Here is a 24,142-nt window from a genome sequence, read left to right as displayed (position 1 = left end):
TCTTGTTCAAAAGAGATGAAAGATGCGAGTACCCGTTTTAGTCTTTTAAGTTCTTCCGATACAAATATTAATTTTAAAAATATAGTGAAGGAAAATGCAAACTTTAATTTTTTGAATTACACTTATATCTATAACGGTGCTGGAGTGGCAGTAGCAGATATTAATAATGACGGCTTGGAAGATTTATTTTTTACTTCTAATCAAGGATTAAATAAGTTATATCTAAATCAGGGAGATTTGGAGTTTAAAGATATTACTCAAAAAGCAAAAATTGCAGACCAAACAGGATGGACTACAGGTGTAACTGCAATAGATATTAACAATGATGGTTGGTTAGATTTTTATGTTTGTAAATCAGGATCTATAAACAGCCACTCAAAAAGAAGAAATAAGCTATTTATCAATCAAAAAAACAACACTTTCAAGGAACAAGCCAAAGCTTATGGCCTGGATCATTTCGGGTTTTCTACTCAAGCCTATTTTTTTGATTTTGATAATGACGATGATCTGGATATGTATCTTGTAAATCATCGTAAAGATTTTTCAATTAAAGAAGCTAAAGAGCCCTTTAATTCAGATCAATTATTTAGAAATGATGGTGCTACTTTTAAAAATATCACAAAAAAAGCAGGGATTTTAAATAAAGGATGGGGTTTAAGTGCTTCCATTGGGGATTTTAATAATGATGATTTGTTAGACGTTTATGTTGCGAATGATTTTTTTGACCCTGATTATTTATATATAAATCAAGGTAATGGAACTTTTAAAGACGAGGCATTAAAATATTTTAACCACATTTCTACCAACAGCATGGGATCTGATTTTGCTGATATTAACAATGATTTAAAACCAGATTTAATTGTTTTAGATATGATGGCGGAAGACCATATTAGAAGCAAAGAAAATATGGCAACGATGAGTATTTCTAATTTTCATAATTTAGTAAAAAAAGGTTATCATTATCAATATATGTCTAACGTGTTACAATTAAATAATGGTGACAATACGTATAGTGAAATAGGACAGCTTGCCGGAATTTCGAAAACGGATTGGAGTTGGGCGCCATTAATAGCGGATTTTGATAATGATGGTTTTAAGGATGTATTTGTGACTAATGGAATTCAAAATGATTTAACAAATCAAGATTTTAGAAATCAAATGAAAACCAATGTTAGAAACCGTAAAAGAGTTTCTCTAGATGCTGCTAAAAAAATAATTACTTCAGAGAAATTAAGTAATTATATCTTTAAAAATAATCAAGACCTAACGTTTAAAAATACCACTAAAAGTTGGGGTTTAGATGCTAAAATAAATTCTAATGGAGCAGCATATGCAGATTTAGATAATGATGGTGATTTAGATTTAATTATAAATAATCAAGGAGAAAAAGCATCTATTTATAAAAACAACACAAAAAATAACTATATCATTTTTAAGCTTAAAGGACCAACAACTAATCCTTTTGGTATTGGAGCAGAAATCACTGTTTTTTCAGAAAAATTGCAACAAACTAAAAAACAATTTTTGAGTAGAGGTTTTCAATCTTCAGTAAGTGCTCAGCTGCATTTTGGATTAGGGAATAAAACTAAAGTAGATAGTGTATTTATTGATTGGGGAAATAATACTACTGAAAAATTAAAAAATGTAGAAGTTAATCAAACTGTAATTTTTAACATTGAGGGTGCTACGAATTTTGTTAAAAAGGATGCGATGAACTCAAGATTATTTAAACGAATAATTCCAACTGATATTGGTATCAATTATAAGCAAAAAGAAAATATTTATGACGATTTTAAATTACAGTTATTATTACCGCAAAAACAATCTGAAAAAAGTTCAGCGCTTGCAGTTGGAGATATCAATAATGATGGTTTAGATGATTTCTTTGCTGGAAATGCTAAAGGTGAAAAAGGAGCTATATATTGTCAAAGTAAAGATGGAAAATTTATAGAAACAAATCAAAAATTATTTGAGTTAGATAAAGATTTTGAAGATACAAATGCGAAATTTTTAGATGTAGATAATGATAATGATTTAGATTTATATGTAACTTCTGGAGGATATGATGTTAAAGAAAATAGTCCACTTTTACAAGATAGATTATATCTTAATAATGGAAAGGGAAAATTCACAAAAACAAAACTTCCAAAGATAACTTCAAACTCTAAAGCGATTGCATTTTCAGATTTTGATAAAGATGGTGATATTGATATTTTTATTGGAAATAATGCGAAGCATGGCCAATATCCTTTATCGGAAAACGCCTATTTTCTAGAAAATGAAAAAGGAAAATATAGCAATAATATTGAGGATAAATTTGACAGTATTTCTGATTTAAGGATGATAAACGATGCTGTTTTTTCAGACTTTGATCTCGATGGAGATGAAGATTTAATTGTTTTAGGGGAGTGGATGTCCATTACTTTTTTTGAGAATAAGAACAATCAATTTTATAAAAAACATATAGAGGGTGTCAGCAATATTAGTGGATGGTATCAATCGATAACACCTACTGATATTGATGCTGACGGTGATACAGATTATATTATTGGAAATTGGGGAATTAATAATAAATTTCATCCAAATAAGCAAAAACCATTGCATATTTATGCAGGCTATTTTGACGAGAATACTAGTTTTGATATTGCTTTAAGCAAAGTTTCAAAAACGGGAGATTTACTTCCCGTTCGTGGTAAAGAATGTTCTACGGAGCAAACGCCTTTTTTAAATCAGAAAATTAAAACATTTAAGGAATTTGCAGCAGCTAACATGTTTGAGATTTATGGCTCTGAAAAATTAGAAAATGCACATCATTTTATAGCGCAAGACTTTTCTTCGTTCATTTTAAAAAATAATAGAGGAGGTATGTTTGAAATTAAAAAACTGCCAAATGAAGCGCAATTTTCACCTACTTTAGGTGCTTCAATTATAGATATAAATAATGATGGATATCTAGATGTTTTTGGCATCGGTAATGTGTATGAATCAGAAGTAGAAACCATAAGATATGATGCCTCAAAAGGATATGTTTTATTGGGGGACCAAAAAGGAGGTTTTACTTTTTACAATGATTCTAGTTATTTTAATAATATGGAGGCAAAAGCAATAGAAAAAATTAGCATTAATGGTGTTTGGCATTTTATCATTTTAAATAAAAATGCTGAGCTAACTATTTTAAAAGTTAATTAAACAAAGGTGTTCGTATATCCATCTTTTTGTTATTATGTCATGTTATCTAATATGGCATATAAATTGACAATAAGGAATCAATCATACTCTAAAAATAATATTATTAATGCAGCATCTTAACGATATAAAACAAGATAAAAATAAACCCAAAATTTCCATTCTAAAAACTTTTAAAACGATCATTTGGCCAAAACGAAAGTTGGTTTTTATAGGATTAATATTAATAGTTTTAAGTCGATTGTCTAGTTTGGTATTGCCATGGAAAAGTAAGGCGCTATTGGATGAGGTGATTCCAAATAAAGATTATGACCAATTATATCAATTGTTATTTATTGTTGGACTGGCAATTTTAGTGCAATCAATCACTTCTTTTTTATTAACCAGAATTTTAAGTGTACAAGCACAGTTTTTAATATCAGAATTAAGAGCTCAAGTTCAAAAAAAAGTATTGTCTTTACCAATCAGTTTTTTTGATAACACAAAATCTGGTGCATTAGTCTCTAGAATTATGAGCGATGTAGAAGGTGTCCGAAATTTAATAGGAACAGGTTTGGTTCAATTAGTTGGTGGGACTATTACAGCCGTAATTTCAATGATTTTGTTGATTCGTATCAGTCCTTCAATGACATTTTTTGTGTTAGTTCCTGTTGCTGTTTTTGGAGTTGTAGCTTTAAAAGCATTTAAATATATACGGCCTATTTTTAGAAACAGAGGTGTAATTAATGCAGATGTCAAAGGGAGGTTAACAGAAACCCTTTCTGGAGTTAGAGTTATTAAAGCTTTTAATGCAGAAGAACAAGAAAATATGGTTTTTGAAAAAGGGGTAGATAAATTATTTAAAAATGTAAAGAAAAGCTTAACGGCAACTGCTTTAATGACTAGTTCTTCTACTTTTTTATTAGGACTAGCTTCTACAGGAATTATGGGCATTGGTGGTTACAAAATTATGACGGGTGAATTAACAGTAGGAGATTTTCTATCCTTTACATTATTACTTGGTTTTATGATTGCGCCCATAGTTCAAATGAGTAATATTGGAAGTCAGTTAACAGAGGCGCTTGCAGGTTTAGATCGAACAGAAGAACTAATGAATATGAATGCAGAAGAAGACGATGCGGGAAGAACAATTATTTTAGAGGATGTCAAAGGAGAAATTATTTTTGATGATGTATCTTTTTCTTATGAAGCAGGAAAAGAAGTACTGAACAATATCAATTTTAAAGTCCCTTCAGGATCTGTAACGGCTTTAGTTGGTAGTTCAGGTTCTGGTAAATCTACGATCGCTGGTTTGTCAGCTACGTTTTTAAACCCGAAATCAGGTAAAATTACAATTGATAATCAAGACATGTCCAAAGTAAAATTATCTAGTTATCGTAAACATTTAGGCGTTGTTTTACAAGACGAATTTTTATTTGAGGGCACTATCAAAGAAAATATTTTATTTCCTAGACCTAATGCAACTGAAAAAGAACTACAAAATGCAGTAAAAGCAGCTTATGTGAATGAATTCACAGATCGTTTTGAGAATGGATTAGATACCTTAATCGGAGAAAGAGGTGTTAAACTCTCTGGTGGTCAACGTCAAAGATTAGCCATTGCAAGAGCAATTTTAGCAGATCCGAAAATTATAATTTTGGATGAAGCAACCTCTAGTTTAGATACCGAAAGTGAATCTTTAATTCAGAAAAGTTTATCGGAATTAGTAAAAGATAGAAGTACTATTGTAATTGCGCACAGATTAAGTACTATTAAACAAGCAGATCAGATTTTAGTCATTGAAGCCGGAAGTATTGCAGAGAGAGGTACGCATGATGATTTGATAAAAGCGAAAGGAAGATATTTCGATTTATATACGTACCAGGCTAAAATTTAAATATTTAGATGTACTATTTTTATAAATATTTAGAAAAAAACAATTTTAGAACTATTTGGAATCAATACACCTAAGCATATGAAAAAAGCACTTTTATTATTAATTGTAATTATTACCTTTTCTTGTAAAAATGAATCTAAAAGAGACAATAAAGTTGATGTTACTCTTGAAGTTAAAAGTGAGGTTTTTCCAATGGAATTAGGAAAAGTCTTCCAGAAACACGGAGGTATTAATATTTGGAGGAAAGCACAAATATTATCTTTTAATAAGGGAGAGGAAATTCATACTGCAGATTTACGTTCAAGAAAAACAGTAATTAATACACCAAAATATTCTTTAGGTTTTGATGGAAAAGAAGTTTGGTTAAGTGAAGACAAAAAAGGTATATTCAAAGGAAATCCAGCCTTCTACTACAATTTATATTTTTATTTTTATGCAATGCCTTTTGTGTTGGCAGATGATGGAATTATTTATGAAAAAGTGGATGATTTAGTTTTTAAAGGAGTAAAGTATCCTGGATATAAAATTTCATACAAAGAGAATATAGGAACTTCTCCTGATGATAATTATATAGTGTATTACAGCTCTGAAACCTATCAAATGGAATGGCTAGCATATACAGTTACTTTTAGCTCTAAAAAGCCAAATAATTTATTCCATATGATTAGATATAATAAATGGGAAGTTGTAAGCGGATTGGTTTTTCCAAAAGAAATTACATGGTATAAAATGGATGAAAGCGGCTTGCCGACTGAACCTGAAAAGCCAGCAACAAAATTCACGCTGCCACTTCTAAGTGAAGGTAAAATAGGAGCCTCTTTTTTTGAGAAACCAATAAAATAGTTCGGAGTTTTCAGTCGCAGTATAAGGTGGGAAAATTAAGTTGATTCCAAATGTGTGTTAATTTTATCATACACAGAACGATAATAATCATGAAACTTTGGCAGCAAAACGTTTTCTAGACTTTTTGTTTGATTTAATACGTTCAAATCCCACAATTCTAAACCATCAACTTCTTCTTTTTGCATCGTTAAAGTCGAAATATTAACCTTTAATTCGGTTATAAATACATGATGATGCTCATTATCTTGGATTCCATTTTCATGGGAAACTTGATGAATTCTAGTACCTATTTTGATAAGGTCTTTTTCTCCTATTTCTATCCCAATTTCTTCAAAAACTTCTCTTTTGGCACCTTCTACAATATCTTCACCAGCTCCAATGTGTCCAGCAACGGAAATATCCCAAATTCCGGGAAACACCTTCTTTGTAAGCGCTCTTTTTTGAAGTAATATTTTTCTATCCGAGGTAAAAAACCAAATATGAGCTGTTGCATGAAACCAGCCGTTTTTATGGGCTTCAGATTTTAATGCTGTTTTTCCTGTTGATTTTCCGTTAGGTGTTAAAATATCAATTAATTCATCCATTGCAAAAGAAAACATCATTTCGATAAAAAAAAAAGACCAATTGATTTTTATCGAAATGATAAGATTTTATTATTCAAAATAAGAAAAAGTTTCTCCGTTTTTGATGTTTAATAAGGTTTCATAAATCATTTTAATTACATTTTCTACATCATTCCTATGCACCATTTCTACTGTGGTATGCATGTATCTTAAGGGTAAAGAAATTAATGCAGAGGCAACACCACCATTACTGTAAGCAAAAGCATCTGTATCCGTTCCTGTTGCTCTTGAAAGAGCTGAACGTTGAAAAGGAATCTTATTCGCTACAGCGGTTTCTGTAATTAAATCACGTAATTTCTGTTGCACAGCCGGCGCATAAGCAATAACTGGACCTTTGCCCATTTCTAAAAGACCTTCTTTATTCTTGTCGATCATAGGTGTAGTCGTGTCATGCGTTACATCTGTTACAATTGCTACATTTGGTTGAATAGTTTGTGTAATCATTTCTGCACCGCGTAGACCAATTTCTTCCTGCACAGAATTGGTAATGTACAATCCGAAAGGTAATTCTTTTTTGTTTTCTTTTAATAGACGAGCAACTTCGGCAATCATAAAGCCACCCATTCTGTTGTCTAAAGCTCTACAAACAAATTTATCTCCATTTAAAATATGAAATTCATCTGGATAAGTAATAACACATCCTACATGTATGCCCAAATCTTCAACCTCTTTTTTTGATGTGCAACCTGTATCTATAAAAATATTGTCAGGTTTTGGGGCCTCTTCTTTTCCTTTATCTCTTGTATGAATTGCAGGCCAACCAAAAACACCTTTTACAATGCCGTTTTTAGTGTGAATGTTTACAATTTTACTTGGTGCAATTTGATGATCTGAACCTCCATTTCTAATCACATAAATTAAACCATTATCAGAAATATAATTTACATACCAAGAGATCTCATCTGCATGACCTTCGATTACAACTTTGTATTTTGCATCAGGATTTATTACACCAACTGCAGAGCCGTACGTATCTGTAATGAAAGTATCCACATAGGGCTTAAGATACTCCATCCAAATTTTTTGACTTTCCCATTCATAGCCTGTAGGAGCCGCATTGTTTAGATATTTTTCTAAAAATGTAAGTGAGCTTTTATTTAAAATTGTTTCTTTTGCCATTTTTATAATTTTATTAAAATATTGTTAAATAGACGCGCATTATTGTTATATGACATACTAATTGTCATGTTAAATCATGTGTAAAAGTAAAACGTTTTTTCTACTATTCTCAAAAAATTATCATAAAAAGTGTAACAAATTTTAGAACTTTTATACTTATCAATGAAACTTATGGAAAAACTAAAAATATTTAAAATTAAAATCAATTTTAGTTATTTTATGACTTGTCCTCCTTTTCACTTTAAATTTGAAATGGGGTATTAGTTTTCAGAATTCATAGATAGATTTTTAAATTATTTAAAGCAGTATCAGGTGGTTTACTGAATGCTTATAAAAATAATATTAGAAATGTAATTATCAAAAATGTATTCGATTTATAAGATTATGATAATATAAATATTACTTTTGGACATAAAGTAGGACAAATAGATACATAAGGTTTAAAGGCATAAAATTTAGAGAGCAACTATAATAAAACAAAAAAAATGAAGCTAGTAATAGAAAATTTAACGAAGACGTATAAGAATGGTGTAAAAGCTATTGATAATTTAAGTATTGAAATAGGAACAGGAATGTTTGGTTTGTTAGGGCCAAATGGTGCTGGAAAATCATCATTAATGAGAACAATTGCAACGTTGCAAAGTCCAGATTCTGGTTCAATTACTTTTGGAAATATCAATGTATTGGAAGATAATATGTCTTTGCGTAAAGTGTTGGGATATTTACCACAGTCTTTTGGTGTTTATCCTAAAATGTCTGCGGAAGATTTGTTAGATTATTTTGCAACTTTAAAAGGAATTGCAAACAAAAGTGAAAGAAAGGCAATTGTAAAAAAGGTTTTAGAAATTACAAATTTATATGATGTAAGACGTAAACATGTTGCCGGGTATTCTGGCGGAATGAAACAACGTTTTGGAATCGCTCAGTTACTTTTAAATAATCCAAAATTAATTATTGTAGATGAACCAACAGCAGGTTTAGACCCGGCTGAAAGACATCGTTTTTTAAATGTTTTACGCGAAGTTGGCACAAATTGCACCGTTATTTTCTCTACTCATATTGTTGAAGATGTAAAAGAATTGTGCAATGAAATGGCAATTTTAAACGGAGGAAAAATTCTAAATCATACAACTCCGCAAGAAGCTACGAAGGAAATTGATGGAACCATTTGGACAAAAATTATCAATAGAGAGGATTTAGAAGAGAATGAAGAAAAGTTTGATATTTTATCTTCGAACTACAACCAAGACAATACATTAAATATTAGAGTGCATGCTGCAGAAAAACCTTCAGAAGAATTTATAGCGGTAAAACCACAATTAGATGATGTTTATTTTATTGCATTAAAGCAAGATGAACCAGAGTTAGTTTAACGTTTTGAAAAAATAATAATTTTAAAAATTAAATTCTCTAACTACATAATTATGTTTTCAACTATTTTCAAACAAGAATTAAAATATTGGTTTAATAGACCTGCTTTTTACATATATTTATCCATCTTTTTGTGCTTGTCTTTCTTTTTATCAGCAGCTACTGCTGGTTTATTCGATTCAATAACTGCAACTACTGGTTCATCAAGAATTGTAAACTCTCCAATCGGTGTTAATGGTTTATTAAATGCGTTAACGGTTTTTATCTTTTTCCTTTTCCCATCTATTATAGGAGTTTCTATATATAGAGATTATAAAAGTGAAATGCATGCCATTTTGTATTCCTATCCTTTTACAAAATCTAATTACCTATTTGCAAAGTTTTTTAGCGGTATCGTTGTGGTTTCTTTAATTGTTTTATCAATTTCTTTAGGAATGATAATTGGATTTAGATTTCCTGGAACAAACCCTGAAATTGTTGGTTCATTTCAAATCATAACCTATTTAAATGCCTATTTAATATTTATTTTACCAAATATTTTATTGTTTGGCGCCATTGTTTTTGCTGTGGTAACTTTTTCTAGAAATATTGCTGCAGGTTTTATAACTATTATTGTTTTGTTATTCATTCAAGGTGTGGTAGAAAGTATACTTTCTGAGCCAGAACAAAGAGGTTTATTAGCTATTTTAGATCCTTTCGGTTCTGGAGCTGTAAATTATTACACAAAATATTGGACGCCTTCAGAACAGAATGAATTACAACTGCCTATTAAAGAAATGATTATATACAATCGTTTACTGTGGTTAGCAGTTGCTACTTTAATCTTTGGATTGGTTTATCGATTTTTTACATTTAGTCAAAATGCCATCTCTTTTTCATTTAAAAAATCAAAAGGTGAGAGAATGACCAAGACAAATTTTAGTGGAATTACAAGAATTGTTTTGCCTAAAGTTGTTTATGATCATTCATTTTTTCAAAATTTTAAAACGATGTGGAAGTTATCTAATATCGATTTTAAATACATTGTAAAAAGTTGGCCATTTATATCCATTGTTCTAGTTGGTTTAGTTTTAATGTTAGTTGGCTTGTCTGAAATAGGAAATATTTTTGGGACTGCAACTTTACCAGTTACTTGGAAAATGTTGAACATTGCAGGCGTTTTTTCGGTTTCTATAAATATTTGTACTTTTTTATACGCTGGTATGCTTGTAAATAGAGCTAAGATCGCAAGAGTAAATCATTTAGTAGATGCCACCGCAATTCCAAATTGGACTTTATTATTTTCTAAAGTAATTGCTTTAGTAAAAATGCAAATTGTTCTTTTGGCAGTAATTTTGATTGCAGGTGTTTTATTCCAATTGTATAATGGATATTATAATTTTGAGTTTGGGCATTATTTACAAGAATTATTTCTACTAAGTATTTTAGGGTATGTAGTCTGGGCTTTCCTATCAATTTTTATTCAGACTTTAATTGGTAATCCATATTTAGGATTGTTTATTTTATTGGTAATTTCTATTGGTATGCCATTTTTGTCATTGGCAGGTGTAGAGCAATCTATTTTTAAATATAATCAGGGGCCTGGATTTAGCTATTCCGATATGAACGGTTACGGAATTTTAACGCCATTTCTAGTATATAAAGCCTATTGGATTCTTTGTGGTTTATTGCTTTTAGTAATGTCTGCCTTATTTTGGGTTCGAGGAATACCCGCTTCCTTTGCAGAAAGATTATCGTTAGCAAAGTCAAGGTTTAAAGGTGGTTATGCTGTTAGTTTAGTGGTTTTTTTAGTTGCTTTTTTCAGTTTAGGATTTTCTATTTATCAAGAAACCGGTTCTAAAGGAAAAAGAACTTCTTCGAAAGAAGCAGAATTAAGAAGAGTAGAGTGGGAGAAGAAATATAAAAGATTTGAAAATTACGAACAACCAAGAGTCATTGCCGTTAATACAACTATGGATATTTTTCCAAAAGAAAGATTATTTAAGGCGTCTGCAAAAATCCAAATGGTAAATAAAATGGCGAATGCGATAGATAGTGTTTTCTTAAATCATAATTCATTAAAAAGTACATTTGAATTTAGTAAGCCAAATAAATTAGTTTCAAAGGATACTATACATAACTTTGATATTTATTACTTTGAAAACAAAATAATGCCTGGAGATACTTTAGAATTGGCAGTAACTGTAAAAAGTAATAAAAATACATCTTATAGAGGAAGATCTCCAGTTAGAGAAAATGGTACCTTTATCAATAATTCTTCTTTATTTCCTACTCTAGGCTATTCAGCACAAGGAGAATTAAGAGACGATAAAACGCGTAAAAAGTATGATTTATCTAAAAATGATTTACGTCCTCATCCGTCAGATTCAGCAGCTTTAGGTGATACTTATATTTCCAAAGATTCAGATTGGATTAATTTTGAAGCAACAGTTTCAACTTCAATAGATCAAATTGCAATTGCTCCAGGATATCTGCAAAAAGAGTGGATAGAAAATGATAGAAAATATTTTCATTACAAGATGGATAGTAAAATCCTAAACTTCTATGCCTTTAATTCTGGTAGATATGAAGTGAAAAAAGAAATGTTTAAAGGAATTAGTTTAGAAATTTACTACCACAAACCACATACTTTCAATTTAGATAGAATGATGAAAGGTATGAAGGCATCCTTAAATTATAATTCAGAAAATTTTAGTCCTTATCAATTTAGACAAGCAAGAATTATTGAGTTTCCAAGAACAGGAGGAACGTTTGCACAAGCTTTTGCAAATACAATGCCTTTCTCTGAAGGAATTGGCTTTATTGCAGATGTAGATGATGAAGATGATGATGGAGTTGATTATCCTTTTGCAGTTACTGCTCACGAAGTTGCACATCAATGGTGGGCGCATCAAGTAATAGGAGCAGATGTTTTAGGGGCTACAATGTTGTCTGAAAGTATGTCTGAATATGTGTCTTTAAAAGTGTTAGAGCATGAACATGGAAAAGCAAAAATGAGAACTTTTTTAAAGGAAGCTCTAGATGGATACTTATTACAAAGAACTTTAGAACGTAAACGTGAAAAACCGTTAATGTATAATGATGGTCAAGGCTATATACATTATCAAAAAGGGTCTATGGTTTTATATGCTTTGAGCGATTATATTGGAGAAGAAAAAATGAATGGAGCAATTAAGAAATTTATTAATAAAGTGAAATTTCAAGAACCTCCTTATACAACTTCTATTGAATTCGTAAACCATTTAAAGGAGGCTACTCCAGACTCTTTACAATATGTAATTAAAGATATGTTCGAAACCATTACTTTGTATAAAAACAGAATAACAGATTCTAAAGTAACTGAATTGGAAAACGGAACTTATCAAGTTGATATAGAGTTTGAAGTTGCTAAATATAGAAATAATGAAAAAGGAAAACGTTATTATGGAGAAAAAGTAGGGGACACTTTATCTTATAAAACAGATAAAATGAAAAAGCCAATTTTATCTGTTCCTTTAGCAGATTATATAGATGTTGGTATTTTTACAGAAGAAGAAGTTCAAGGAAAAATGAAAGAAAAAGTACTTTATTTGAAGAAACATAAAATTACAGCAATCAATAATAAGTTAACAATTATTGTTGAAGAAAAACCAATGGAAGTTGGCGTAGATCCTTACAATAAATTGATTGATACACAATCTGATGATAATCGAAGAAAATTCTAGATGGATGACGAAACAAAGGAAGACAACAATTGCCTCCGTTGCTTTTTTAACAGTGGTTGTATTACATATATTAGGGCTGCTATTTAGTCAGAAAATAGCTTTTTTAAGCAAGCCTTTTTTGATTACAACTTTAGTAATTATTTATTTAGTAGCTGTCGAAAAACCAAATTTTTGGTATGTTTCAGCCTTGTTTTTTTCTTTTTGGGGAGATGTTTTGTTGCTTTTTAAAAATCAGTTTTTTATATATGGATTAGCTTCTTTTTTATTGGCTCATATATTTTACATCAAAATAACAGTTTCATTTATCAAGAAGGTTAACTTCCAAAAGATTTTGGTGGCTTGTTTGCCTTTTGTAGTTTTTTTGTTTTCTTTTTTATTTGTGATAATGGATAATCTTGGAGAAATGAAAGTTCCTGTCATTATTTACGGAATTGTAATTTCTTCTTTTGGAGCAGTTTCTTTTTTGAATTATACACAAGAAAAGAATACGGCAAGCTTATGGCTTTTTCTAGGAACTATTATTTTTATCATTTCTGATAGTTTAATTGCTCTTCATAAATTTTATGAGCCAAAACAATTCTATTCAATAACTATAATGCTGACTTATATAGTTGCGCAATATCTAATTTGTAAGGCCATAATTGCTATAACTTCAGAACAGGATTAAAGAAATAATTTAATTATTAAAAGTAGAATTATAACAAGCTTATTAAAATAATAAATGAAATGAAAAATGGACTTTTAGTATTAATAGCTGCAGTTTTATTTCTCTCTTGTGGAAACCAGAAACAAGTCGAATTATATTTTTTGGATGAATATGTTTTGTCAGATTCTATCAGATTTAAAAACACTCTTATTGGCGGCTTATCAGGGTTAGACTATGCAAATAATCAATATTATTTTGTGGTTGACGACGCTAGGAACCCCAGAGTTCTATCAGGAGATATTACTATTTCTAATTATGAAATAAAATCAATAGGCTTTAAAAATATCATTTTTTTAAATGATACCGCAACTAAATTTTACAGTGAAAATGCTTTAGATCTAGAATCTATTTTTTTTGATGAACAAACAAATGAAATTAATTTAGTAAGTGAGGGCGCTATTCGGAAAAATAAACTTCCTTCAGTTTTTAAAATTGATGAAAATGGAGCTTTTTTAGAAAGTTTTCCATTACCAAAGAACCTATCAGATTTAAAAGTGATAAAACATAATGCTGCTTTTGAAGGCTCTTCAAAGAGTATTGATCATAAAGGATTTTGGACGGCTTTTGAGGCGCCTCTAAAAGATGATGGTGCAGAGCCAACTTTTACAAAAACAGCATCACCAATCAGAATTACGTTTTTTGATAAAAAGTCTAAAAAAGCCACAAAACAATATGCTTATCAGTTAGAGCATATTACAAAACCATCAAAAGGAGACATCAATTTAAATGGTGTAACCGCAATTTTAGAGTACAAAAAAAATCACTTTTTTGTTATTGAAAGAACGTATCAGAATGGTTATGGAAGTTATGGGAATATTATTAGAATATTTGAAGCTAGTGTTGATGAAAAAACAACAAATATTTTAGAAATTGATGCATTAAAAACAACAAAATTTAGACCTCTTAAAAAAAGATTAATTTTTAATTTTGAAGATGTAAAGGAGAATTTAACATCTGGAATTATAGATAATATAGAAGGTCTTACTCTAGGTCCAAAATTGCCAAATGGAAATCAATCTTTAGTTTTGGTTGCTGATGATAATTTTCAAAGTTTTGGTAAGCAATTAAATCAATTTATTTTGTTAGAGTTACAAATAAATAAATAATAGTATTTTAGCTAACTTAAAAGTTACATTTTGCTCAATTTCACTAGATATAAAAGATATTTTTTAAATAATCAGTTTCAGAAGATTCTCATAGAAAAAGAGAGTAACAGAGTTGTTTCACAAAAAGAAATAAAGACTGTTGGAATTTTAACGACGGATGAAATTTCTAATTGGGTAAATGTTAAAGAAGAGGTAGAAAAATTACTGAATCTTACAAATGCTAAAATCTATAGTTTTAGGTCACATAAAAAACATCATGAAGTTTCCTATGAGCACTTTTCTGAAAAAGATTTTAGTTGGAATGGAAATATCAATCAACCAAATCTCAAGAGTTTTATAGATGAACCTTTTGATTTGTTAATAGGTTATTTTAATAAGAAAAACCTCTATTTAGAGAATGCAGTTTTACAATCTAAAGCTACTTTTAAAGTAGGCATTTCTAAAGTAAATCAGAAATTATATGATATTGAAATTGCAGAAGTTCCTATAAAAACAGATAAGTTTCTTTTAGAGCTAAAGAAATACTTGAGAATATTGAAAAAAATAAAAAATTAAACTTCAGACGTAAAGTTGTGTTTTCCTGTTAAGAATTTATTATTTCATTTTAATATCAACTTGAATAGCGTAAATTTACCCTTGTAAAAAATAAAAATAATGCAAAGATTTATTGGCACAGGTGTTGCTTTAGTTACCCCATTTAAAGACGATTTGACTTTAGATATTGAGGCGCTTATTAATTTAGTAAATTTCAATATTGAAAACGGAATAGATTATTTAGTGATTAATGGCACAACTGCTGAAAGTGCTACAATTTCTGATGAAGAAAAGGATCAGATTATAGACGTTGTTATAAAAACAAATAACAACCGTTTGCCTTTAGTCCTGGGTGTTGGTGGTAATAATACTTTACAGGTTGTAAAAGAATTACAAACAAGAGATTTCTCGGGAATAGATGGTATTCTTTCTGTTGCTCCATATTACAGTAAGCCAACGCAAGAAGGTTTTTATCAGCATTACAAAGCACTCGCAAGTGCAACAGATTTACCTATAATTTTATACAATGTTCCTGGTAGAACAGCAAAAAATATGGAGCCATTAACTACACTGCGATTAGCGAACGATTTTGCTAATATTGTAGCTGTAAAAGAGGCAGGAAACAACCAGCAGCAATACAATACTTTATTGAAAGAAAAACCATCAGATTTTTTAATTATTTCTGGAGATGATGATTTGGCCTTAGGAGTGGCTTTAGCTGGTGGCTCAGGAGTTATTTCTGTAATTGGACAAGCTTTTCCAAAAGAGTTTTCGACGATGATTAACCATGGTTTACAAGGAAACAATAAAGAAGGATATGAAATTCATTTTAAAATGATGGATATTGTGGATTTTATCTTTGAAGAAAATAATCCTGCAGGAATTAAAACGGTACTACAAGAATTAAATATTTGTTTAAATAATGTCCGTTTACCATTAGTAAAAGCCAGTTCAGAATTACAGACTAAAATAGCAAACTACATAAAAAATAGTAAGCTTCCTATTTTAAATTGAAGGGAATTACCGTTATAGTATTTGTTTTAAATTGATGAAAATTGTATATTTGATTACACTTAAATGATTTTAAAGCCACTTATTATGTTAAAACCTTTAATAGAAGAAGTATTAAATAAACAAATTATTGTTGAGGCTCAATCATCTCAAATATACTTGGCAATGGCTTCTTGGTCAGAAGTATTAGGTCTTGAAGGGGTTGCTAAATTCATGTATTCACATTCTGATGAAGAGCGAGCTCATATGTTAAAAATTGTAAAGTTCATTAACGAAAGAGGAGGACATGCAATAGTTCCTCCATTAGACTCTCCACCAACTCAGTTTGGTACCATTAAAGAAATGTTTCAAGATTTGTACAAACATGAAGTAAAAGTATCTGCTTCAATAAACGATTTGATAGAAGTTTGTTTGCTTGAAAAGGATTACGCAACACATAGTTTTATGCAATGGTACGTTACTGAACAAATAGAAGAAGAGGCTATGGCAAAAAATATTCTTGATAAAATACATTTGATTGGTGATGATAAAGGAGGATTATATTTATTTGATAATGATATAAAGCTTCTGGTTAACCAACAGGTAAATTAATGTTAACAAACTTTTAGTATCATTTTATATGTAGATTAATCTTTTTTATTGGTAATTGCAGCGTATAATTTTCAGTGTAAAAAATCGTTTTATTTATCCATAATTAATTAGTAGTTTTGCCCGATGCAAAAAATTAAAAATTTAGCGTGTTTATTGGTGTTTAGTCTTTTGTTATTTTCTTGTGGAGAATATCAGAAAGTTTTAAACAAAGGAAGTATTGAAGACCAATACAAAATGGCCGTAAAAATGTACGAAAGCAAAAAGTACAGTAAAGCGTTGCGTCTTTTTGAAAAAGTGAAACCTGCCTATCGAGGGAAACCTCAGATGGAACGTCTTCAGTTTATGATTTCACAATCTGATTTCAACGAAAAAAACTATAGTAATGCGGGTTATTATTTTGATCGTTTTACAAAAAATTATCCTAAAAGTTCCAAAAAAGAGGAGGCTGCATTTATGTCTGCATATAGTTATAAATTAGCATCACCAGTTTTTAGTAAAGATCCCACAGATACTAATAAGGCATTAGAAGCTTTCCAAAGTTTTATTAACACGTATCCAAATTCATCAAAAATTGATGAGGCAAATCAACATTATAAAGAAATACGCTACAAATTACAGCGTAAGTATTTCGAAATTGCAAAAACTTATTACACTACCGCAGATTATGATATGAGAAATTATAAAGCTGCGATACGAGCTTTTGATAACCTATTATCAGATTACTTAGGTTCAGAGTTTAAAGAAGAAGCTTTGTATTATAGATTAAAAGCGGCGCATGATTTTGTTTTGAAAAGCACAGATAGAAGAAAAATAGATCGTATTAAAGATGCTATTGAAGCTTACGAAAAGTTGAAAAGAAACTATCCAGAATCAAAATTCATGGAAGAATCTAATGAAATGTTTGCAACTTTATTAACAGAGCAAAAAAGAGTAAATAGTATTTTTGCTAAAATAGAAAAATTGGCAAAAGAAAAGGAAGAAGAGAATTCAAAAGAGAAATTATAAATTATGGATTATAAAGATACAGAAGCAGCTACAAGTACAATTACTTATAACAGAAATGAGATTGAAGCTCCTACAGAAAATATTTACAAAGCTATCTCTATTATTGCTAAAAGAGCAACGCAAATCAATTCTGATGTAAAGAAGGAATTAGTAGATAAATTGGATGAGTTTGCAACTTATAATGATAGTTTAGAAGAAGTTTTTGAAAACAAAGAACAGATAGAGGTTTCTAAATTTTATGAACGTTTACCAAAACCAACTGCAATGGCTGTTGAAGAATGGTTACATGATAAAGTATACTTCAGGACTCCAGACAGCGAATAATGTCTGTTTTAAGTGGTAAAAAGATTCTTTTAGGCATTACAGCTGGAATTGCCGCTTACAAAACGGCTAGTTTAGTCCGTTTGTTTATAAAATTGGGCGCAGATGTTAAAGTAATAATGACACCTGCGTCTAAAGATTTTATAACACCTCTTACACTTTCTACACTTTCTAAAAACCCTGTTCATTCAGCTTTTTTTGATAAAAAAGATGAAAATGAACTATGGAATAATCATGTAGACTTAGGTCTTTGGGCAGATTATTTTTTAATTGCTCCTGCAACGGCAAATACACTTTCTAAAATGGCAAATGGAACTTGCGACAATTTATTGTTAGCAACATATCTATCTGCAAAATGCCCAGTATATTTCGCGCCAGCAATGGATTTAGATATGTATTTACACCCTTCTACAAAAGAGAGTTTAAATAAATTACAAGGATTTGGTAATACTATAATTCCGGTTACTTCTGGTGAGTTAGCAAGCGGTTTAGTAGGTGAAGGAAGAATGGCTGAGCCAGAAGATATTCTAGCTTTTATTGAAAATGATTTACTTTCTGCGCTTCCACTTCGTGGAAAAAAAGTATTGATAACTGCTGGTCCAACTTTTGAAGCAATCGATCCTGTACGTTTTATCGGGAACCATTCTTCAGGGAAGATGGGGTTTGCAATCGCACATGCAGCTGCCAATTTAGGAGCAAAAGTTATTTTAATTTCTGGTCCAAGTAATCAAGAAATAGAACATTCTTTTATAACAAGGATTGATGTCGTTTCTGCTGATGATATGTACAAAGCGGCGCATCAATATTTTAATGATGTTGACGTTGCTATATTATCTGCAGCCGTTGCGGACTATAAACCAAAAAATATTGTAAATCAGAAAATAAAAAAGGTAGATTCTACGTTAAATTTAGAGTTAACAGCTACAAAAGATATTTTAGCGTCATTAGGTGAAATTAAGAAGCATCAGTTTTTAGTAGGTTTTGCATTAGAGACCAATAACGAAATTGAATATGCAAAAGGCAAGATTCAGCGTAAGAATTTAGATGCAATTGTTTTAAACTCTTTACAAGATAAAGGTGCTGGTTTTGCTACGAACACAAATAAAATCACTATTATTGATAAAAATTTGAATGTAAAACCATTCGAATTAAAATCGAAAGCTGCTGTTGCTAAAGATATAATTAATGAAATTATTTTAAGAATCGGTAGTGAAGATCATTACAAATAAGTCAATTAACCTATTTGAAAGTTTTGTATTTTGATTCTAAATGTCTAAACACCAAAAAATATAACATGCGTAAACTTATTTTTCTTTTTGCCTTATTTTTGATGAGTGTTCATATCAATTCGCAAGAGTTAAATTGTTTGGTCAATGTAAATTACGAACAAATAGGAGGTTCTAATAGACAAGTTTTTACAACGTTACAAAATTCTTTAACGGAGTTTATCAATCAAACAGAATGGACGAATAGAACTGTAAAATCTGAGGAGAGAGTTGATTGTGCTATGACTATTATTATAACTGCTAGAGAGAATAATACATTTACAGCCACGTTGCAAGTTCAATCTACAAGACCCGTTTTTGGTTCTACTTATACGAGTCCTGTTTTAAATTTAAAAGACAACGATTTCTCTTTTAAATATAATGAGTTTGATCCTTTAATTTATAACAAAAACTCTTTTGATAGCAACTTAATTTCTACGATAGTTTTTTATGTATATACAATTTTAGGTGTTGATGCAGATACGTTTTCTAAATTCGGTGGAGAAACCGAATTAAAAGAAGCACAAAATGTAATGTTACAGGCTCAACAAAGTGGTTTATCTTCTTGGCAGAATGTGGTAGGTAAACAAAATCGTTTTTTATTGATAGACAATTTGTTGTCGTCAAAATTAAAAGTATTCAGAAATACTTTGTATGATTATCATATAAAAGGGTTGGATAATTTTGCAAGTAATAAAGAGTTTGGAAAGCAAGCTTTGGAAGATAGTGTTTTGAAAATTCAAAATATTTTTAATAAAACTGTTGGGAATTACTTAATTAGAGTCTTTTTTGATGCAAAAGCAGATGAAGTTGTAAGCATTTATTCTGATGGCCCTAAAACAAGTAATGCGTCACGTTTAACAGCTGCGCTTAGAAAAATTTCTCCAAATAATAATTCTAAGTGGAGAAAGATTGAATAGCATTTTTCTTTATTTTTTTTGAATTTAATTCACTAATTTTAAAGTCTAAATTCAGCGAATTTGTTAACCTCTATATCTATACATAACTACGCATTAATCAATCAATTATCTATCGATTTTTCTAATGGTCTTTCTATTATTACTGGAGAAACTGGTGCAGGTAAATCTATACTTTTGGGGGCTTTAGGTTTGGTTTTAGGAAATAGAGCAGATTTATCTTATTTAAAAGACACTTCTAAAAAATGTATAGTAGAAGCAAAAGTTGCGATTGCTAATTATGATTTAAAAGATTTTTTTGAAAAGGTAGATTTAGATTACGAGGATACCACTATTTTAAGAAGAGAGATTTTACCCTCAGGAAAATCCCGCGCTTTTGTAAATGATACCCCAGTTACTTTATCCGTTTTAAATCAATTACGTTCAAAGTTGATGGATGTGCATTCTCAGCATCAAACTATGCAATTGTCAGATGCTAGTTTTCAATTCATGGTTTTAGATGGTTTGTCCAAAAATGCAAAAAAAGTTGCTTCTTATAAAATAGGAGTGCAGCAATTACATCAACATAAAAAGGAGTTAGAGGAGCTTGAGAGTAATCAAAGAACAATCAATTTACAATACGATTATAATCTTCACTTATTAAAGGAGTTAAAGGATGCTAACTTGCGAGTTGATGAACAGAAGAACTTAGAAGAGAAGCTAGAAAAATTAAATAATATAGAAGATATTAAACTCAATCTATCCGAAGCTTTGAATCTTTCTGTAAATGAGGAAGTTGGAATACAAAATTTACTAAATACCTTAGAAAATAGAGTCTCTAAAATTGCACCTTTTTCTAGAGAATATCAGGACTTATCAGAAAGAATTACCAGTGTAAAAATAGAGATTGATGATATTATTTCTGAATTAGAAACTGCTAATGAAAACGTTGAATTTAATCCAAATGAAGCAGAAGAAATCAATGACAGATTGCAGTTGATTTATAATTTACAAAAGAAACATTACGTAAATTCTAACGAGGAATTAGTAATTATTTTAGAGGATTTATTAGAGAAAGTAAGTCAAGTGGAGAGTGCAGATGAAGACATCAATCAAAAGAAAAAAGAAATTAATAATGTTTCCGAAAAATTGGATGTAATTGGACTAAAGATCTCTAATGCTAGAAAAAAAGTAATTCCGAATTTAAAAAAGGAATTAGAGAGTTTATTATCAGATTTAGGAATGAAAAATGCTCGTTTTTCTATCAATATAAAATCAACCTCTCATTATTTTTCAAACGGAAAAGATGAATTAGAATTCTTTTTTTCGGCGAACAAAGGGAGTAATTTCGGGGAACTTAAAAAAGTGGCTTCTGGTGGAGAATTGTCAAGAATTATGCTGGCTGTAAAGAGAGTGCTCTCAGAAAACACACAATTACCCACCATTATTTTTGATGAAATTGATACAGGCGTTTCTGGTGAGATTTCTAACAAAATTGCTGCAATTATGCTTCAAATGAGCAAGCACATGCAAGTTATTTCTATTACACATTTACCACAAGTTGCAGCGAAAGGAGACAATCATTACAAGGTTTATAAAGAAGAAATTAACAATGTTACTACTACCAATTTAAGACAATTAAGTGCTGAAGAAAGAATTGTAGAAATAGCGGAGATGTTAAGTGGAAAAGAGATTTCTGAAACTGCAATTACACACGCGAAAGAGTTATTAAATTAAGATTATATTTGCAGCGAAATAACAATCAACTAAATACTAAATATTAACAATTTATAAGTATGTCATATAATTTATTAAAAGGAAAAAGAGGTATTATTTTTGGAGCTTTAAACGAGCAATCCATTGCTTGGAAGGTAGCAGAAAGAGCGCATGAAGAAGGTGCTACATTTGTATTAACAAACGCACCAATAGCCTTAAGAATGGGAGAGTTAAATGCTTTAGCAGAAAAAACAGGTTCTCAAGTTGTCGGGGCAGATGCAACTTCTATGGAAGATTTAACAAATTTGGTTGAAAAATCGATGGAAATTTTAGGTGGTAAAATTGACTTCGTTTTACACTCAATTGGTATGTCTGTAAATGTTCGTAAAGGAAAACATTACACCAATCCTAAATACGATTTTACCACAAAAGGCTGGGATATTTCTGCAGTTTCTTTTCATAAAGTAATGAATGTTTTATATAACAAAAACGCCATGAGTGAGTGGGGTTCAATTGTTGCCTTAACATATATGGCTGCACAAAGAGTGTTTCCAGATTATAATGATATGGCAGATAATAAAGCCTATTTAGAAAGTATTGCGCGTAGTTTTGGATATTTCTTCGGTAGAGATCATAAGGTGCGTGTAAATACAATTTCACAATCTCCAACACCCACAACAGCAGGAAGTGGCGTAAAAGGTTTTGATGGCTTTATTGAATATGCTGAAAAAATGAGTCCATTAGGAAATGCTACAGCTTTAGAATGCGCAGATTACACGATTACTATGTTTTCAGATTTAACCAAGAAAGTAACATTACAGAATTTATTTCATGATGGAGGATTTTCTAATATGGGAGTAAGTGATCCAGTTATGGATAAATTTGTTGGGGAAGAATAAAAATTAAATTTTATTTTTTCAAACTATATCCTGCTTTTTACTACATCTACTTTAAGAAAAATATAGAAGGTTAAGAATATCATTGGGTGTTCTAATGGTTTCAATCTGAGCTAAGCTTATTTGTTAGCTTATCGAGAATAAAAAAATAAGCACATTTTTTAAATAATGATTATAAAATGCAAATCAATTTAGATTTGCATTTTTTGTTTAATTTAGCTAAAATTTATTCTTCATGTTAGGATTAAGAACTACGATCTTTAAAGTCTCTAATTTGCAAAAACCAAATAATGTTGGTGGAGAAATTATGGTAGCTTCTATTAAAGACCCTTGGAATAATGTAATAAGAATCATTTATAATCCAGAATTTAAATTGCCTGAATAATTGATATTATCTTTCTCCATAATAATCCCAGTTTTCAATCGTCCACAAGAAATAGACGAGTTACTAGAAAGTCTAACCAAACAAGATTTCTCTGATGATTTTGAAGTTTTAATTATTGAAGATGGTTCTGCTCAAAAAAGTGACATTATTGTTGAGGAATATAAAAATCAACTTGATTTAAAATATTTTTGTAAAGAAAATACTGGAGCAGGAGCGAGTCGTAATTTTGGAATGCAACAAGCTTCAGGAAATTATTTCATTATTTTGGATTCAGATGTTATTGTTCCTCCACAATATCTATCAGAAGTAAAAAAAATCTTAAAAATAAATTTTACAGACGCTTACGGCGGTCCAGATGCCGCACACAAAAGTTTTACTTCATTGCAGAAGGCAATTAATTATTCTATGACTTCTTTCTTAACAACGGGTGGAATTCGTGGAAAAAGATCTACTATTACAAAGTTTCAACCAAGAAGTTTTAACCTAGGCATGTCTAAAAAAGCTTTTGAAAAAACTCAAGGTTTTTCTAAAATGAAAAATGGAGAAGATATAGATTTAACTTTTCGACTTTGGCAATTAGGTTTTGAAACACAACTCATAGAAAAAGCATTTGTATATCATAAAAGAAGAAGCACAATCACGCAATTTTTTAAACAAACTTTTGGTTTTGGAACGGCAAGACCAAAACTAAATAAAATGTATCCAGAAACTGCAAAACTAACTTATTGGTTTCCTAGTTTATTTCTAATTGGATTAGATGCAAGTGTTTTTTTAGCAATTTTTGGGCATTACTTTTTAGTGAAAGCTTATTCGGGTTATTTCTTAATTTTACTATTTGATTCCTTTTTTAAAAATGGATTAAAGGTTGCAATATTGTGTGTAATAACTTCTTTTACACAATTTCTAGGCTATGGTTTGGGTTTTTTAGAATCCCAGTTTTTTAATAAAAAGTAATTTTTTTGTACTAAATATTATAGCTATTTAACTC

Annotated in this window: 20 protein-coding genes; 18 read left to right on the top strand and 2 right to left on the bottom strand. The window is 30.1% G+C overall.

Annotated elements, in window-relative coordinates:
- The first annotated feature begins 15 nt into the window (after nucleotides 1–15).
- The 3 genes from ATE90_RS07775 to ATE90_RS07765 all read left to right on the top strand — a co-directional run bounded on the left by ATE90_RS07775 (nucleotide 16) and on the right by ATE90_RS07765 (nucleotide 5,905).
- The gene (locus ATE90_RS07775; protein WP_254712304.1) at nucleotides 16–3,189 is read left to right on the top strand and encodes a VCBS repeat-containing protein; all 3,174 of its coding nucleotides are present in this window, start codon (nucleotides 16–18) and stop codon (nucleotides 3,187–3,189) included.
- Nucleotides 3,190–3,295: 106 nt separating this feature from the next.
- The gene (locus ATE90_RS07770; RefSeq protein WP_101451178.1) at nucleotides 3,296–5,062 is read left to right on the top strand and encodes an ABC transporter ATP-binding protein; all 1,767 of its coding nucleotides are present in this window, start codon (nucleotides 3,296–3,298) and stop codon (nucleotides 5,060–5,062) included.
- Between the two features lie 78 nt (nucleotides 5,063–5,140).
- Nucleotides 5,141–5,905, top strand: a complete 765-nt coding sequence (locus ATE90_RS07765; protein WP_036785406.1) for a DUF6503 family protein — start codon at nucleotides 5,141–5,143, stop codon at nucleotides 5,903–5,905.
- Between the two features lie 35 nt (nucleotides 5,906–5,940).
- Here ATE90_RS07765 and ATE90_RS07760 read toward each other — a convergent pair whose 3' ends face one another.
- Together ATE90_RS07760 and ATE90_RS07755 are read right to left on the bottom strand one after the other, a co-directional pair.
- Nucleotides 5,941–6,504, bottom strand: a complete 564-nt coding sequence (locus tag ATE90_RS07760; protein ID WP_254712303.1) for an NUDIX hydrolase — start codon at nucleotides 6,502–6,504, stop codon at nucleotides 5,941–5,943.
- Between the two features lie 54 nt (nucleotides 6,505–6,558).
- Nucleotides 6,559–7,647: a M42 family metallopeptidase gene (locus tag ATE90_RS07755; RefSeq protein ID WP_036785409.1), complete on the bottom strand. Its 1,089-nt coding sequence runs from the start codon at nucleotides 7,645–7,647 to the stop codon at nucleotides 6,559–6,561.
- 485 nt (nucleotides 7,648–8,132) lie between these two features.
- Between ATE90_RS07755 and ATE90_RS07750 the strand changes: the two genes are divergently transcribed.
- The 15 genes from ATE90_RS07750 to ATE90_RS07685 all read left to right on the top strand — a co-directional run bounded on the left by ATE90_RS07750 (nucleotide 8,133) and on the right by ATE90_RS07685 (nucleotide 24,108).
- Nucleotides 8,133–9,020, top strand: a complete 888-nt coding sequence (locus ATE90_RS07750) for an ATP-binding cassette domain-containing protein (RefSeq protein ID WP_036785411.1) — start codon at nucleotides 8,133–8,135, stop codon at nucleotides 9,018–9,020.
- 51 nt (nucleotides 9,021–9,071) lie between these two features.
- Nucleotides 9,072–12,722, top strand: coding sequence for a M1 family aminopeptidase (locus ATE90_RS07745; protein WP_101451176.1), 3,651 nt, complete (start codon nucleotides 9,072–9,074; stop codon nucleotides 12,720–12,722).
- On the top strand, nucleotides 12,700–13,389 hold the full coding sequence (locus ATE90_RS07740) for a lysoplasmalogenase (RefSeq protein WP_036785432.1): 690 nt from the start codon (nucleotides 12,700–12,702) through the stop codon (nucleotides 13,387–13,389). The genes ATE90_RS07745 and ATE90_RS07740 overlap by 23 nt, the downstream gene beginning before the upstream one ends.
- Before the next feature lie 59 nt (nucleotides 13,390–13,448).
- Entirely contained in the window at nucleotides 13,449–14,534 is a 1,086-nt protein-coding gene (locus ATE90_RS07735) for an esterase-like activity of phytase family protein (RefSeq protein ID WP_036785433.1), read from the top strand.
- A gap of 30 nt (nucleotides 14,535–14,564) precedes the next feature.
- Nucleotides 14,565–15,089 (top strand): DUF6913 domain-containing protein, encoded by a 525-nt coding sequence (locus ATE90_RS07730; RefSeq protein WP_036785436.1) that lies wholly within the window; start codon nucleotides 14,565–14,567, stop codon nucleotides 15,087–15,089.
- Nucleotides 15,090–15,188: 99 nt separating this feature from the next.
- The gene (gene dapA / locus ATE90_RS07725) at nucleotides 15,189–16,082 is read left to right on the top strand and encodes a 4-hydroxy-tetrahydrodipicolinate synthase (protein WP_036785439.1); all 894 of its coding nucleotides are present in this window, start codon (nucleotides 15,189–15,191) and stop codon (nucleotides 16,080–16,082) included.
- A gap of 84 nt (nucleotides 16,083–16,166) precedes the next feature.
- The gene (locus ATE90_RS07720; protein WP_036788133.1) at nucleotides 16,167–16,670 is read left to right on the top strand and encodes a ferritin; all 504 of its coding nucleotides are present in this window, start codon (nucleotides 16,167–16,169) and stop codon (nucleotides 16,668–16,670) included.
- A 123-nt stretch (nucleotides 16,671–16,793) separates the two neighbouring features.
- Nucleotides 16,794–17,675 carry an outer membrane protein assembly factor BamD gene (locus ATE90_RS07715; protein WP_036785442.1) on the top strand — a complete coding sequence of 294 codons (882 nt, stop codon included), beginning with the start codon at nucleotides 16,794–16,796 and terminating at the stop codon, nucleotides 17,673–17,675.
- 3 nt (nucleotides 17,676–17,678) lie between these two features.
- A complete protein-coding gene (locus ATE90_RS07710) occupies nucleotides 17,679–17,999 on the top strand; it encodes a DNA-directed RNA polymerase subunit omega (RefSeq protein ID WP_036785444.1) in 321 nt (106 codons plus the stop codon).
- On the top strand, nucleotides 17,999–19,225 hold the full coding sequence (gene coaBC, locus ATE90_RS07705; protein ID WP_036785445.1) for a bifunctional phosphopantothenoylcysteine decarboxylase/phosphopantothenate--cysteine ligase CoaBC: 1,227 nt from the start codon (nucleotides 17,999–18,001) through the stop codon (nucleotides 19,223–19,225). Before ATE90_RS07710 ends, coaBC begins: the two co-directional genes overlap by 1 nt.
- A gap of 65 nt (nucleotides 19,226–19,290) precedes the next feature.
- On the top strand, nucleotides 19,291–20,181 hold the full coding sequence (locus ATE90_RS07700; protein ID WP_036785446.1) for a DUF4835 family protein: 891 nt from the start codon (nucleotides 19,291–19,293) through the stop codon (nucleotides 20,179–20,181).
- A gap of 60 nt (nucleotides 20,182–20,241) precedes the next feature.
- A complete protein-coding gene (gene recN / locus ATE90_RS07695) occupies nucleotides 20,242–21,894 on the top strand; it encodes a DNA repair protein RecN (protein ID WP_036785449.1) in 1,653 nt (550 codons plus the stop codon).
- Between the two features lie 59 nt (nucleotides 21,895–21,953).
- Complete coding sequence (locus ATE90_RS07690) at nucleotides 21,954–22,772, top strand: enoyl-ACP reductase FabI (protein WP_036785458.1); 819 nt, start codon at nucleotides 21,954–21,956, stop codon at nucleotides 22,770–22,772.
- A gap of 232 nt (nucleotides 22,773–23,004) precedes the next feature.
- A complete protein-coding gene (locus ATE90_RS13555; RefSeq protein WP_180335187.1) occupies nucleotides 23,005–23,154 on the top strand; it encodes a hypothetical protein in 150 nt (49 codons plus the stop codon).
- Nucleotides 23,155–24,108 (top strand): glycosyltransferase, encoded by a 954-nt coding sequence (locus tag ATE90_RS07685; protein WP_101451174.1) that lies wholly within the window; start codon nucleotides 23,155–23,157, stop codon nucleotides 24,106–24,108.
- Nucleotides 24,109–24,142 lie beyond the last annotated feature (34 nt).

Source organism: Polaribacter sp. Hel1_33_96, from assembly GCF_002846595.1.
Lineage (GTDB): Bacteria > Bacteroidota > Bacteroidia > Flavobacteriales > Flavobacteriaceae > Polaribacter.
Note: the sequence above shows the minus strand (reverse complement) of the source record. Positions and strands in the feature narration are given on the sequence as shown.